The organism is Pleionea sp. WD8-19 (assembly GCF_055326765.1).
Genome location: NZ_JBUZOU010000010.1, coordinates 60,567 through 75,774 on the forward strand (window position 1 = coordinate 60,567; position 15,208 = coordinate 75,774).

Genomic DNA, 15,208 nt, shown 5'->3' on the forward strand with positions numbered 1-15,208 from the left:
ATGGCAATAATATTCTGGGTTGAAGACCAATCGCACTGGATAGATAAATTCAAGTCGGTGTTACAAACCACTGATTTTGGAGATGGCGGCAACAATGAATTGCAAGTGTATAAATTTGCTGAAGCTGCCTGTCAGGCAGTGCACAATTTGAGCGAGCCTCCAGACATTGCCATACTCGATGCCAATATGGCCGGTAACGATAATGCGGGCTTTACCGTATCGCGAACCTTGAAGAAAAAGTGGCCAACGTTACCCATCATTTACTTATCGGAACACAGCGGCACAGGCATAGAGCAACAGGTATTAGAGCAAGCCATCGCGCAGGATTTTATCGCCAAGCATCAAAATAATGTCGAAGCTGTATTGTGTTGGCGTATTCAGGCAGTATTGCGGCATCAGAAAATAAGTTCGCCCGGAGAACATTCTGATTCTACTGCTGATGCATTAACACATGGCCCGTTAACGATTGATTTAACCAACTGGCATTGTTACTGGCACAACCAGAAGTTAATGAATCCAGTTAATTCGCAAAGACCTTTGGCTCCGACACCGCGAAAAATACTGAAAGTTCTGGTAGAGCGTTCACCTCGACCCGTTAATATCGAGCAAATGGCAGAAGAGTTACAAATGGATGCATTCAGTTACGCCAGCTACCGTCAACACATTAAAACGCTACGACACTCTTTTGAGCAAGCCGCGCAAGCGGCAAAAAAAGAAAGCTTTATAGAGCTGTGTCAACAGGATTTGGGCATTGTTACCTTTGGTGATGAGCACGCTTACTGCTGGAAACTACCAAAATGACACAAGAGCCCAACCATCAACAACTCACACAACAAGCCCGTCGTATCAAGCAGGTACTCAACTTTCATTTTCCCTGGGTCAGCTTACTCGCTAGCGTATTGTTGTTAAGTTATTTTTTGTTATTAATGCAACCTGAGTTGATCACGCCTTATTATTTAATTGAAGAAGTCAAAACACCGGTTTTTCAATGGTCGGTACTGGCTGTGTATCTGTATTTATTAGTTTCTGATATTGTTTTTTTTGTTCGACGTCAGAATAAGATTAAAGCATCTATCGAACATTTAAATCTGGAGATTGACGACTTATGGCAAAGTAAAAAACGCTTGCAAGAAAAAGCCCATGTTTACTCCAGTCACGCCGACAAACTCAAACTGTTTATCAGTGATAAATTGCTCGAATACATAGAGTACGATGAAAAGTTTTTGCATTTTAAAAGTATTGCTGCCGAGGTTCGACATAACGGAGTAATCAGTTACGACAAAGTAAAGTCGGCATTAGTTTATGCGCTGGAGCAACAGTCTGACAATATTGAGGAAAAAGAGCAAGAAGACAGGTCAAGTGCTAACACAACGCAGTTAGAAGGCGATAAATCACATCAAGCAACCGAACAGAAAGAAGATGCAGCAACAGCGAATAGGTCTCGAGAGCTTTACGAAGAAGCATTAGGTGCAATACGCTATTTGTGGGATTTACTGGATCTTTCAACCGCAGACAATATTGCCTTACATATAGCGAATCATTTAATCGCTTGCGAAGAACATTATTACCAACGAGAGCTGAATAAAAATAAGTCAGATACAACCGCTTTACCATTTGAACCGAATTTTCAACCGGTATTTGCAATTGTACAGACTTTAAAAGCCATTCTGGAACAAGATGAATTTGAAAAACTCAATAGTTTTCTGAACTCTTCCGAGGTGTCGGAGCAATTTCTGGAATTGGACTCTTTTCGTATAGGCATTGATGAAACACATGATTTGCTTGGCAACCCGAATCATTTGGTTCTACTCTTCGAAAACCTGATTAAAAATGCACAATTTTTTCATGGTAAGAGAAAAAGCAAGCAATCAACAGATAAAATTGCGATACAACTAATCAAGCACGAAGGGATCGTTGAAGTATTGGTTTATAACCGAGGGCAAACAATTGAAGAAGAACAAAAAGAGCAAATATTCCAATTGGGTTATTCAACGCGTCGAGTAAAGGAGCATCATGGCAAAGGACTCGGATTGTTTTTTGTGAATGAAATTGTAAAAGGTTATGAAGGTCGCATCGACATATTGAATATTGAAAACCCTAAACAAACCGTAACGCTTCGACTGCTCACTGCAAACGATGTCGTGATTACAAAAGTGATACAAATAATAATCGATGATGCGACACTTTGCGTTCGAGAGGCTGATCATGAAACAACGGAGCCCCTAATTTCATGGGAGTATGCGATCGCAGTGATTAGTGTTGAAGTTTCCGTTACAACTCACGAGCAAACACATCATTTTTCAGGCCTTCATGACAATGAAGACTACTGCTTTCTTGATCCTTTTAGTCCATTTGTACCCGGCTGGCAGATCGAAATTAAAAACAAGCGCAAGGCCTTTAAGGTGTGTTTTAAGCCGTTAGATCGAACTGGCGTCGCCTTTTCTGTTAAGTTACCAGACGTTGAGTCTCGTTTAAATGATGAAAATCCGTTATTAGCTCAGGACTTTGACGACGAAGTCGCTCGTTTGCAGCAGCAGTTTCAAGAGTTTGATGAATATTAAAGTAAGATGATGAGTTATCGACACGTGATTTTTAAAAGTTGTCAATGGTAAATATATCCTAATCAAACGAATGCGTTTCTAATTTTAATCTCCTCTATAAATATTAAGTAAAAATATATTTCACACTCATGGAAAGCTTTATGTATTAAGCTACCTTTAGCTCTTGAGTATTATTGAGAAAATGAGTTAGGTGATAAAAATGAAAATAAAAATATTGAGTCTAATAGGTTCGGCTGCTGCCTTCGCATTACTCCATTCATCGCTTCGCGCAGCGGATTATTTTTGCTGGGATTACGAAGTGGATGACACAGGAACGAAAAGTACGCGCGGGTACGATTATGGTGAATCAGGAGCGCCAACTTATGGTGGCAACTCGGGGCGGTTTGATACCGTAATCTATAACGTCGATGGATTTCCAAAGTGTCTGGGAGGAAACTCCAATAAAAAGTTCAAAAAGTTACTCAACAAGTTAAATGAATCAAATTTTAATATTGTATTGATGCAGGAAATGTTTACTGCGAAAAAACATAGCTTTGTGAGAGACGAAAGTCGCATCACCAAGCATGCCTATCCGTATCGTTCAAAGCATTGGCGCGGCACACTGTTTTCTTTTGGTGATGGTTTGTTGCGTCTTTCGGATTTTCCATTTGACATGAGTAACCGTGATGACAACGATTACAGCCTGATCAACTTTGAAGCGGAAGAATATGAAGAGTGTAATAACGATATTATCGGTGGCAGCCCCGACTGTTTAACGGAAAAAGGATTCACTGTTGCTATTCATGAAATTACCAACGATTTTAAAATACACGTTTACAATACTCATATGGAAGCGGGCTCTAAAAATTTTGATGTTAAAGCCAAGCGTGCTCAGTTTGAGCAACTGGCCGATTTTATTAACAGTTACTCCATTGGTGCCACCATTATTTTAGGCGGCGATTTTAATGCCAAATGGGCAGATAACTCGGCGAAAGATGACTATCAAAATATTTGGGAAAGCTTTTTGAGTGTGACGGGATTACGATTAGCTTGTCAGGATTTCATTTCCGGTACCGACGATTCGATTGTCAATTGCGCTTACCCATTTAAGGCGGATACCGATCAAATTTTGTATCGAGACAGTGACCCAGATTATCGATTAAGTCTCGAATCCTATGAAATTTTGGATTTTGGAGGCTTGAGTGATCACGAGCCAAATCGCGCAGTATTTCATTGGGAAAAAGATAACCCGTAAATCAAATTCGAGATCATTTACGGATTCCGAGTGTATTATTTAAAGCTGGGTGAGCACCGAGTCTACCCGTTCTTGCAACGTTTGTTGTTTATCCGTTCTCGTTCCCAGCTTTAGGGTAGTAGTAATTCTAGGTGCACCCATTTCATGAACTTTTTGATGACAGGTTTTTATTGCGTTAAATACGGCATCCCATTCTTCGCAAATATTGGTACCGTAGGCATGCAGTTGATGCTCCAGCCCGGCCTTTTCTAAGACTTTTTGGCATTCGGCAATATAAGGTGACAGAGACAATCCCGCTCCTAAAGGAATGAGTGTGAAATCGACAATAACCTTCATATGAAATGCTCCCAAAATAAGAGTTATGCTTTAAGTTAACCCGAAATCGGAATAAGTAAAACTAGAGCTTAAAACGAAAGAATGCTGCACTGCACTTGAAACTTTATTCGCTGGAAGCCCTATATTCTAACTGCTATATAAATAAAAATATGTATTTATTGATAATTGATTAATAAAATAAGGAATTGTTGGTTTTTTGCTTCAATATCTTAACGAAGGAGAGCGCTGGTGCTACATTCAACCATAGATTTAGATGCGGCTGATATTGCGATATTAAAGGTTTTGCAAACTCAGGGTCGGATCAGCAATGTGGAGATTGCCGAAAAGGTTCATCTTTCTCCGCCGGCGACGTTAACACGGCTAAGACGCTTGGAAAAACAAGGCGTTATTGATCGCTTTGTCGCCGTGCTGGATCGTCACAAAACCGGACACGATACTCTGAGTTTTATTCAGTTGACCTTGGCTTTGCATCAGCACCAGCAAATTAACGATATTCTAGAGCGTATTGTTGCCATGCCTGAAGTACTGGAATGCCACAATGTAACCGGAGAATACGACTATTTGTTAAAGGTGGTTCTGCGCAATACTCAAGGGTTAGAAGCATTTATATCGAAAAAGCTGATCCCTATGCCGGGGATCGCTCGCATCCATACCAGCCTGGTTTTAAAAGAATATAAATCGACAACGGTATTGGAATTGGATAGCGAGTAGGGTTAAAAATACTGTAATCAGGTCACTTATGAAGTCACAACACATTGAAACCAATACCATTCATGCTGGAAAAGTCCAGGACCATCAGTTCGGTGCATTAAGTACTCCGATTTTCCAAACCTCTACCTATGTTTTTGAGAATACCTCGCAGGGTGGAGCCCGTTTCAACGGCGATGAGCAAGGTTACATTTATGGTCGCCTTGGCAACCCGACAGTAAGGGAGCTCGAACAACGAATGGCAGCATTAGAAGGTTCTGAAGATGCCGTAGCCTTGGGTTCGGGTATGGGAGCCGTATCTGCAACCATTTTCGCTATTGTTAAGGCCGGTGATCATATTGTCGCATCCAATGCGCTGTACGGTTGCACTTATGCACTGCTTGAACACAAATGTCGTGATTTGGGAATCGAAGTTAGTTTTGTTGATATTCGCAACGAAATGGCGATCCGGAGAGCGATAAAAGACAACACCAAAATGATTTATGCGGAAACACCGATCAATCCAAATTTGGTGTGTATCGACCTTGATATGCTGGCGCGTGTAGGCAAAGCCAAAGGGTTGAAAACGGTGGTGGACAATACCTTTATGTCACCCATATTACAGCAGCCCGTCGATCATGGTATCGATCTTGTCATTCACAGCGCGACCAAATATTTAAACGGTCATGGTGATGTGATTGCAGGAATTGTGTGTGGCGATCAAATGATGGTCAATGAAATAAAAATGACCACGTTAAAGGACATGGGAGCCGTGATCAGTCCACATGATGCTTGGTTGATCATTCGTGGATTAAAAACTCTTCATATTCGTGTTGAGCGTCATTGTGAGAATGCATTAAAAGTTGCGAAATTTCTTGAGAATCACTCTTTTGTAAAGAAAGTTTTTTACCCCGGATTGCCCAGTCACGAAGGGTACTCGTTAATCGGTAAACAGATGAAAGCGGGCGGTGGTGTAATAGCCTTTGAGATGGATGGACATTTTGAAAACGCGATACAGTTTATGGATCAGTTAAACATGTGCAAACGTGCTGTCAGTTTGGGTGATGCTGAAACCTTGATCCAGCACCCGGCTTCCATGACACATTCACCCTACGAACCCGAACAACGGCGCGAAGCAGGCATCAGTGATACTTTGATTCGATTGTCGGTAGGGTTAGAACATTGCGAAGATATTATTGCTGATCTGCAACAGGCATTAAATAAAGCCTATACTGGATTAGTAAAGGCTGGGTAAATGTATTTTCCAGCGGTAACGAGGCTTATCGACAAGCCTTGGCGAAGCATTTATCAAGTCTATTATTAGGTCTGTCAACCAGAGTCATTATAGATGAATAATAAGCTGGACGAATTTTTAGATATTTCTCGACGCTCCAGTGCTGAATCTTATCAGGCATTTAAGCAGCTTTTAATTGAGTTGGAGCAGGAAAATACACGCACCGCCGCGGTAAAACGGCTGCATCAAATTGCCAACCATGCGCTTAACATTAGCGCGTCAAAAAGCTTACAACCCACTCTTAACTTTCAAGCCTTACAACAAAATATTCTTGATCACAACGATTCGCCAATTACATTGAAATTACTTCAATTTCCTAGCACATTTTTGCCTGAGTCTTGGTCGTTTACCTTTTACGAAGGCTTGATCCGTTATCCCGTTAATGAATATCAAAATAGGCACTTGGTTGAACTTGGGTGTGGAATAGGGTGGATCGTAATTGCTTTAGCCTTACGTTACGCACCAAGTAAAATTTATGGTGTTGATATAAACCCTAAGGCCATCACTTGTGCGCGATTGAATTTGTTTTTGAATGCGTTTGATGAAAATGGGGTGGAAAGACACTTTATTGATAATCGATCGTTACTCGATAGAGTTTCATTTCATGAGTCGAACCTATTGCATTTCTTCGACAATTTAGAGGAGAAATTCGATAAAATTATAGGCTGTATTCCTCAGGTGTTAAATCCTGAACCCGAAGTGATGGAAAACTTAATCGCAGAATCTGCCAGTGATGATTATCTGTATTCACTGAGTAATTATTTTGCGAAGCAAGGTTATATTGAAGACCAGTTTGGCTTGGGGTTGATTGCAAGCGCAGTGGAGCAAGCGATACCGAAGTTAAAAGCGGATGGCAAATTAATTTTAAACTTAGGTGGTCGTCCCGGACGCTCTGTATTGGAACGACTGATGCGACGACGTGGGTTTCAAGTTCGCCGAGTATGGCAAACTCAGGTCGAGCAAGCTGCGGATACCGATATTGATGCATTGGTGGATATCGAAAAACACACAGGACACCGATTTGAATTTTACATGTCGGATAACTCTGATGTTTGTATCGATGCTCGAACAGCAGACCGCTATGCAAAAGCGGGTGGTAAAATTTATCACTCCGTGGATGTTTACGAAGCAAATCTGATTTACCCTGAAAAGGTAAAAGCGATTTTTCGTGCGATTAATAAATTAAATAAAGATAGTATACGAAGCGCGCTGGATTTAACGTTTGATAATGTGGGAGACGCTGAAGAACGTTATTCATTTTTAGCTTTTTTAGCCAGTTATCTCAATAGAATTGTTCATTATCCTTATCAGGCAACACAAGGACTTGTGTATTTTCGTCAGCAATTAGCGGAATTTTTTCGATTTTATTTGCGAGTGGATATTTCCGATGATGAACTCTTAATAACGCCTGGAAGGCGCGAATTGATTAGCAGCTTAATGAATAATTTAAGGCCTAAGTTAACGCTGGTTGATCGAAGCTTGAATCACCTGTTACCAAAACAATGGAGTGATACAGACTCAGAAATTATTGAGTCGCCAGAGCCGGTAGAGTATTTGGTAGAATTGATTGCACGTTTAAAACCACAGTTAGTTATTACACAATTCGATACGTTTGAGGCGCAATCCAGTCCGTTAGTTGAAGAGTTACTTGAGTGTGTCAAAGAACACAACGTTTTATTGCTGGTCGACATTACTCAGAGTATTGAGTTGAGCAGCGAGCCAAAACTCACTGGCTTGTATCGGTATTTATCCAAGCAGATCATGCCAGATAATTTATTACTTATGGGCGGTCTGATTAATAATCGCGTTTATCAAAATTACTCAATCAACTTTACAGTAAGTAAAAACGCGATCTTGTTAAAACGCCTTGCCGATGCGGCTGAGTTGACCTATAGCCGAACACCATTAATGAAGCAGCTTTACTACGCGCATTTACTCGAAGAGCTGCTTTATTTTCAACGAACGAGAGCCTATCGAGTTATCGAAAAAGAAAAAAATACGAGCTCTGTTTTCATTCCTAAACTTTCGAACCTTGCAAAGAAAGCATTTAGTCATCCTGCAATAGAGGGCAATCATTTGCCCTTTGACCACGAAACCATTCGATTGGACTTCGGTGAAAATGAACTGCCTGCTCCAGAGCAACTAAAACAAGCTCTATTTGAAAGTTACTTAGTACGTAAATGCACTCGTGAAGAGGACGCTCCACAAGCGGCCATTTTGGAATTGTTGCGCCGCCGCTTTAGTTTGCCAACGCAATTTGCTAACGCTTTGGTTTTAGGTAATGGTGTGGCGCCGCTTTATTCTGCATTGTTGGATATTTGCGCGGAAGAAAAGCAAAGGCTCATCATACCGGCTGGCAGTTACGGGTATTTTGTTGCAGCCGCTCAATATAAAGGTGTTGACGTTAGCATTCTTGAGACCCGAATCGATAATCAGTTTAAGATTGAACCAAGTACTTTAAGAGCTCACTTAAAGCAAAATGCTCGGAGTTGGCTATTTATTAATGGCCCAATAGTGAATCCTACAGGAATTACTTATTCGGAGCAGGAGCTCTGTGAGTTATTGGAAATTGCCGAACGGTATCAATCAACTGTAATTTTGGATTCGATATTTTCAGGGCTAGAGTTTGAACTTGCATCAAGCTACGATTTATCTTCTGTTGTAGAGTCAGTATTGAGAAATGGTAATTCTCGATTATTACTACTCGGTGGCATTTCAAAAGAGTTTGCCGCTGGAGGGTTGCGATTTGGTTATTGCTGGAGCTCAAATAACCTATTAGCAAAATCTTTAAATGATTTAATGATTCATCAACCTCATTTTACGCTCTGTTATGCGGTACGTAAGCTGTTGGATGCTCAACTTAATGCTGAGCCAGTACTGATGGAGCATCTTAAATCGCAAATCAGTACACTGGCGGATAGAGCACAAAAGTTGAGCGATGTGCTGGAACAAAATGGGTGGCAGGTTATTCTTCCTCAGGGCGGGCTTTTTCTGGTTGCGAGTCCCGTTGATACAAGTAACATGAGTGCAGAAGACGCGACTCGAGCAGGTGATGAAATTTGCACGCGATTATTTCAATCAAAAAATCTGGTAATTAATAACTCTACCTGGACCGGGTTACCGGGTTATTGCCGATTTGTGCTGTCTTGCTCTGGAGGAGACTTCAATATGGCCTTGGATAGATTATCAACGTTTAAACTTTGAAGGACTTTAATAGTAATCCTCCTCTTTAGGAGGCGCTTTTTCGCCGGGAATCTTATGACTTTCGTCGGCCCATTCTCCAAGATCGATTAATTTACACCGCTCAGAACAAAAAGGGCGGAAAGGAAATTGTTCATTCCATGCAACGGACCTTTTACAGTTAGGGCAACTGACCAGTAAATCTTTTTTCATTGTGTGGAGCACATTTCAACGAGAACAACAAATTAGCATTTTATCAAAAACGGTGACTAATTTGTATTTGCAACTCGGTTTTATCATTACCTCCTTGAATTAAACTATTTGGGTTGAAATCTTGTATGGCTGAGTGTCGTTGGGTGTCTTGAAGCACGTTATTGAGCGTTACTCGCCATTGCCACTTATCCATATGATAAGTGTAATTTAAATTCAGCAATTGAATGGCTTTGGCTTCAGTTCGTTCTCCAATATAACGATAAGAGAAACCCAATTGGCTAAACGAACTTAACGCTTTACTGGCGCCAACGTTAAACGTGTAGCGAGGGACAAAATACGCAGTATTGTCGTTTTCAATAATTCGATTACCCTGATATTGATAAGAAAGATTAGTAAACAAACGCCATTCATCAGTGGCATACTGAAAATCGACTTCAAAGCCGTAGCGGTCGAAATTGCCTGCATTGGCAAATTCGACACCGGTACCATCCGCTTGTGGAACACGTTGTATGAAATCTTCTGCTTCCAAATAATAGATATTAGCAACCCAGTGTAAGTCTTTGCGGCTATAAGAATAGGCAATATCAAGTGTTGATATGGTTTCAGCAACTAAGTCTGGATTGCCTAATAAAGCATCGGGTGGAATATTTATGCCCGTTTGTAAAAAGTTAGGTGAATTATAGCCTTCGCCATAAATGAACTTGAGGGATTGTTTTTCATCCCACGAATAAACCAGGGTTGCTCGAGGAGTGAGCTTTTCTCCAGAGGCTTCGTTATCGATGTATCGAAATCCAACAAACGTGCTCCAGTGACCGAGCTCGTATTGTAGCTGCGAAAACAAAGCTGACTCATTGACTGTTTTTGGTTCTGCTGTACGTGCACGAATAACACCATTAAGGTCGGTATTTCGATAAAGGCCCATTTGTCGACGCTCGTACTCCGTTCCTGTTTGCAAGCGCAGTGAATCGGTTAATGGAAACTCCACTTGACCTTGTAATCGAATCCATTGGTTTTTACTGCCACTGCCATAATTTTGAACACCGTTTTCAGTGCCACCAAATAAATTATCGGTTGGAATAGCAAGATAAAAATTGTTGTAGTCGACATTGGTGGAAAGTGTAACACTGTCACTCTCCCAGCTTTCGCCGATATGAAGCAATCGACCTTTATAATTTAAGTCATTTCGATTAATAATGGAGGCTATCGCGGCTACACCGTTGGTTTCCGAATCAAAGGCATGAATAAAGTAGTGACTGTCTTTATCGTGAAAAGACAAATAAATGTTTTGGTATAGATGGCGTTTATTAATGTATCCGTCTGTGGGAGTATCCGATGGGTAAAACGGTGGGACAGGTCGTCCAGTAAATAACGCAGAATACCCATTATCCCATTGTTTTTCTGCACTTAATACGATATTGCCTTGTTCGCCTAAATATTGGTGAAAATACACACCCGCGTTATAACGATCTTGATCAGTAAAACTGCCTTGAATTTTGGGTAGGTCTTCAGATCGTGTAATAACATTGATAACGCCCCCCGATGCGTTGGTTCCGTATTGAACACTACCCGGACCGCGAATGACTTCGATTCGATCAATATTTTGTACGCCTAGTCCTAAAAGCGCATTGTCACCATGGGAAGGTTGCCAATAGGGGACGCCGTTCAGTAAAAATAAAACTTTTTGGTTAAATGCTTCAACAATACCCCTCATCATAACGGTTTGCGTACCAATGGCTGAATCCTGAACGGTAATTCCGGGTATAAAAGACAACATTTCACCTAAAGTATTCAAACCAAAGCTTTTTAAGTCATCGTGGCTGTAAACGGATACAACGGCGGGAGAGTCCTTTATGGCCTCTTTTTTGCTGGAAACGACACTGACTTCGATTTGGAGCAGTTGATCGAAGTCGAGCTTGAATATATCGTCACTGTTGGCTTTTGCTGCTGTTGCAGACGATGCCGCTAGAATCAGCATTTCAACAAGCATAAGGATCCCAATCGAGAATATTCGAAGATATGGCTAATAGGCCGATGCATTGGCGTAAATCGGTTAATGTCGCAGTACTGCACATTCTTAAAAGTTTAGACGAATTATTCGCGCCAACCACAAGTAGCGTACTTAAAATTAACCGGTGAGCGTACTTTAATTTTTTGAGGGCTATCGTCCAGTGCGTAAAAGTGAATGGATATGCGGTGTTTTCCCGCGCTGACCTCTGGAAATACCTTTTTCTCTACAGGGAGTTGGACGCGTAATAAGGTATTCCCCGGGTTCGGTTTTTCTATCAAAAAGTCGCCTAATGGCGCGCTGCCTGTTGTAAAGCCAGAAAGTTCGCGTGTCAGGCGTAAAATCACCGTCAAACTCGTTTTCAAGCCATCGAGCTTAAGTTGCCAGCCTTGTAATTGTTGGCGCATTTGTGAAAATGGTTGAGCGCAAAAACTGGCTAGTTCCGGCGAATCACAAGCTACCACGCCAGTATGTAAGCTTTGTTTACTTAAGCAATTGTGCAGAAAAGGCAACTCGCGTAAATCATCGCCCAAGCGACCACGATAATGAATCGCCCAACGGTGCAGTTTCTGTAATTGTTGTAGAAAGTTATCGAGCTTAGCACCATCGACCGCAGGATTATCTTTTAATCCAATGTATTGCTGAGATTGAAATTCCAACTCTTTAATGATTTCCGTTTTAATATCAATGCGCACTAAAAAATCGAGTGTGTTAATTAAAGTAAGCAGTGCGGCTTGTAATGATGCGGAAGACTCTTGCGTTAAGAGTTGCTCGAAATGCTTGAACGCACTTTCTAACCGTAAAAAATGACGATAGGGTTGTGTGAGTGGAAACTCGTATATCAATTGGTCAGGCATTTTCGGCGAGCACCAGGTATTTTTGATGGAGTTGTTCAACTTGGTGTTTTAGATTTTCAAGTGAACCAGAGTTATCCAGCACATCATCGGCATGACTCAAGCGCTTCTCTCGACTGACTTGCTGCGCCATTATCGATTTTACCAGCGTCTCGTTATTATTATCGCGTTGTTGAACGCGCTCAATTTGTTGTGACTCAGGTAAATCAACGACCAATATGCGATCGACTAAGTGTTCTAGACTATTTTCAAACAAAAGTGGAATGTCGAGAATGATATAACGACTTGAAGCTTGCTCAACTTGCGCATTAATTTCGCTTCGAATTTTCGGATGAAGACATTGATTTAACCATTGCAAGTCATCTGGATTATTAAAGACTCTCACTCTCAATGCTTTGCGATCGAGCTCACCATTCTCTAATAATAATTGATGACCAAATTTTTGTTCGATTTCTTTTAGGGCTAGCGAACCTTTACGGACCAAATCGCGCGAAATTTTATCGGCATCAATGACTTCTATATTTTTTAATCGAAACAAGTTCGCGACGGTTGATTTGCCGCTTCCGATGCCTCCCGTCAATCCTATTCTTAGAGCGTGTTTATCTTTCATTTGTCATCACTGTTGTGTCTAAAACTTCGTCAATCCAGCAGTGACGATAAATGAAAGGTAAACATGCTCTAACATAAGCCAGAACTAAATACCCGCGGTATGAAAGTAATAACGCATAATGGCATCTCCCCAAAAGAGGGTGATCCAACCGGCTATTGCCAGGTAAGGGCCGAATGGAATTTGTGTATTGCGATCATTGACTTTCAGTAACATTAAAGTGATACCCAAAATTGCGCCTACACCCGCAGACATGATTATAACGAGTAATAACTTCTGATAGCCAACAAAAGCACCAATGGCGGCTAGGAGTTTAAAGTCACCATACCCCATACCTTCTTTTTTAGTCAGTAACTTAAACAACCAATAAAAACTCCACAGCGATAAATAACCAACTAACGCACCGATAACGGCGTCTGATAAGGGGATTGTTAAACCTATCGCTGCAGCACCTAATCCCAACCAGAGTAAAATGTAATTGATGGGATCTGGGAGAATTTTATGATCAATATCGATAAAAATTTGAACGATAAATAAGCTGGATAATGTCAAGTAGAGTAACGTTTGCCAGCTCCAACCAAATTGAAACGCAACCCAGGCAAAAGTGGTGCCGGTTAAAAGTTCAATAAAAGGATAACGGACCGATATTTGGGTTTTGCATTGCGTGCATTTTCCAGCTTGAAACAGGTAACTGAACACCGGAATGTTTTCCCAAGATTTAATTAAATGACCGCATTGAGGACAACGTGAGCGTGGGAAAACAATGTTGAATTTCTCGTCACGAATATTAGGATCTTTGGGCTCTCCCGTTATTTTATAGCCTTGCTCAATTAAGATGTCTTTCGCCATGCTCCCCCACTCACGGAATTGCATGATCGGATACCTAAAAATCACCACGTTTAAAAAACTGCCGACCATAAGGCCGGCAATTGTGAGAGTGATGATAAAAACGGTTGAGTTGTTTTGTAATGTTTCTAGTATTTGCATTAAACCACTGCGCCCAATTGGAAGATTGGTAAGTACATGGCGACGATTAAACCACCGACAAGCACACCTAAGACTGCCATAATTAAAGGCTCGAGTAACGCGCTTAAACCATCAACTGCGTCGTCTACTTCCTGTTCGTAAATATCCGCAATTTTGGTTAACATCGAGTCTACAGCGCCTGACTCCTCACCTATTGCTACCATTTGATTGACCATATTTGGAAATAAACGACTGTTGGTCATGGAAAGGTTCATTTGCATACCGGTCATTACATCTTCTCGAATTCTCAGTAGTCCAGTTCGGTATACGTAATTTCCTGATGCGCCTGCCGCTGATTCTAATGCTTCAACCAAAGGTACACCTGCTGCAAACGTAGTTGACAGCGTTCGTGCAAATCTGGCTACCGCGGCCTTGTTTAAAATTGCGCCAATTACAGGAAGCTTTAACATTAATTTATCTTTCCCATTTCGAAACTCTTCGGAGCGTTGATTCAATGTTTTGAGAACAAAAATGGCCGCAATAATAAGCCCTAACATGATATACCAATAGTTCTGCATCCACTCAGACAAACCAATTACCAATTGTGTGAAAGCGGGGAGCTCTGCACCGAAACTGCTGAAAACGTCTTGAAATTGTGGAACAACAAAAATAAGCAACAACGCAGTAACAAGAAAAGCGACTATCACTACGGCTGTGGGATAAAATAGGGCTTTTTTAATTTTTGATTTCAAAGCTTCTGTTTTTTCTTTATAGGTCGCAATACGATCCAACATGTTTTCTAGAGCTCCGGATTGCTCTCCCGCAGAAACCAAGTCACAAAACAGTTCATCAAAGTATCTTGGATGCTTTTTCAATGACTCTGCCATTGATGATCCCGATTCAATATTTGCTTTGACGTCTAAAATCAAATCTTGAACAGATGGATTTTCATGGCCTTTTCCAATAATTTCAAAAGATTGAACCAATGGCACGCCGGCTTTCATCATTGTGGCTAATTGACGAGAGATTACCGCAATGTCAACAGGCTTAATTGGCTTTTTGCCAGCTCCAAATAATGGTTGAGCTTTTTTGGTTACTTTTTGTGGTATAACGCCTTGTTTGCGAAGTTGAGCTTTTGCAATTGCTAAGGTGTCGGCAACGATTTCACCTGAAATTTTGTTACCTTTTTTATCCACACCATTATACGAAAATATTGTTACTTTTGGTGCGTTGCTTTTCTTTGTAGTTGCTGTTTTCGTAGCCACTGCCAT

At 41.1% G+C, this 15,208-nt stretch carries 13 protein-coding genes; 6 read left to right on the forward strand and 7 right to left on the reverse strand.

What is annotated here, in order from left to right; all coding sequences use genetic code 11:
- From ACTUJY_RS13005 to ACTUJY_RS13015, 3 genes are all read left to right on the forward strand, one after another.
- Positions 1–801 (forward strand): response regulator transcription factor, encoded by an 801-nt coding sequence (locus tag ACTUJY_RS13005; protein ID WP_463616531.1) that lies wholly within the window; start codon positions 1–3, stop codon positions 799–801.
- The gene (locus ACTUJY_RS13010; protein WP_463616532.1) at positions 798–2,561 is read left to right on the forward strand and encodes an ATP-binding protein; all 1,764 of its coding nucleotides are present in this window, start codon (positions 798–800) and stop codon (positions 2,559–2,561) included. Before ACTUJY_RS13005 ends, ACTUJY_RS13010 begins: the two co-directional genes overlap by 4 nt.
- A gap of 199 nt (positions 2,562–2,760) precedes the next feature.
- On the forward strand, positions 2,761–3,795 hold the full coding sequence (locus ACTUJY_RS13015; RefSeq protein WP_463616533.1) for an exonuclease/endonuclease/phosphatase family protein: 1,035 nt from the start codon (positions 2,761–2,763) through the stop codon (positions 3,793–3,795).
- A 39-nt stretch (positions 3,796–3,834) separates the two neighbouring features.
- Here ACTUJY_RS13015 and ACTUJY_RS13020 read toward each other — a convergent pair whose 3' ends face one another.
- Positions 3,835–4,131 (reverse strand): MTH1187 family thiamine-binding protein, encoded by a 297-nt coding sequence (locus ACTUJY_RS13020; RefSeq protein WP_463616534.1) that lies wholly within the window; start codon positions 4,129–4,131, stop codon positions 3,835–3,837.
- 228 nt (positions 4,132–4,359) lie between these two features.
- Here ACTUJY_RS13020 and ACTUJY_RS13025 point away from each other — a divergent pair, with 228 nt between their 5' ends.
- The 3 genes from ACTUJY_RS13025 to ACTUJY_RS13035 all read left to right on the forward strand — a co-directional run bounded on the left by ACTUJY_RS13025 (position 4,360) and on the right by ACTUJY_RS13035 (position 9,316).
- The gene (locus ACTUJY_RS13025; protein WP_463616535.1) at positions 4,360–4,842 is read left to right on the forward strand and encodes an Lrp/AsnC family transcriptional regulator; all 483 of its coding nucleotides are present in this window, start codon (positions 4,360–4,362) and stop codon (positions 4,840–4,842) included.
- Positions 4,843–4,870: 28 nt separating this feature from the next.
- Complete coding sequence (gene megL / locus ACTUJY_RS13030; protein WP_463616536.1) at positions 4,871–6,073, forward strand: methionine gamma-lyase; 1,203 nt, start codon at positions 4,871–4,873, stop codon at positions 6,071–6,073.
- Between the two features lie 93 nt (positions 6,074–6,166).
- On the forward strand, positions 6,167–9,316 hold the full coding sequence (locus ACTUJY_RS13035; RefSeq protein ID WP_463616537.1) for an aminotransferase class I/II-fold pyridoxal phosphate-dependent enzyme: 3,150 nt from the start codon (positions 6,167–6,169) through the stop codon (positions 9,314–9,316).
- A gap of 6 nt (positions 9,317–9,322) precedes the next feature.
- Here the strand turns inward: ACTUJY_RS13035 and yacG are convergent, their stop codons facing one another.
- The 6 genes from yacG to ACTUJY_RS13065 all read right to left on the reverse strand — a co-directional run bounded on the left by yacG (position 9,323) and on the right by ACTUJY_RS13065 (position 15,208).
- Entirely contained in the window at positions 9,323–9,505 is a 183-nt protein-coding gene (yacG, locus tag ACTUJY_RS13040) for a DNA gyrase inhibitor YacG (RefSeq protein ID WP_463616538.1), read from the reverse strand.
- Positions 9,506–9,548: 43 nt separating this feature from the next.
- A complete protein-coding gene (locus tag ACTUJY_RS13045) occupies positions 9,549–11,492 on the reverse strand; it encodes a TonB-dependent receptor plug domain-containing protein (RefSeq protein WP_463616539.1) in 1,944 nt (647 codons plus the stop codon).
- Between the two features lie 104 nt (positions 11,493–11,596).
- Positions 11,597–12,367 (reverse strand): cell division protein ZapD, encoded by a 771-nt coding sequence (zapD, locus tag ACTUJY_RS13050; RefSeq protein ID WP_463616540.1) that lies wholly within the window; start codon positions 12,365–12,367, stop codon positions 11,597–11,599.
- Entirely contained in the window at positions 12,360–12,974 is a 615-nt protein-coding gene (coaE, locus tag ACTUJY_RS13055) for a dephospho-CoA kinase (protein WP_463616541.1), read from the reverse strand. The genes zapD and coaE overlap by 8 nt, the downstream gene beginning before the upstream one ends.
- 84 nt (positions 12,975–13,058) lie before the next feature.
- A complete protein-coding gene (locus ACTUJY_RS13060) occupies positions 13,059–13,958 on the reverse strand; it encodes a prepilin peptidase (RefSeq protein WP_463616542.1) in 900 nt (299 codons plus the stop codon).
- Entirely contained in the window at positions 13,958–15,208 is a 1,251-nt protein-coding gene (locus ACTUJY_RS13065) for a type II secretion system F family protein (RefSeq protein WP_463616543.1), read from the reverse strand. The genes ACTUJY_RS13060 and ACTUJY_RS13065 overlap by 1 nt, the downstream gene beginning before the upstream one ends.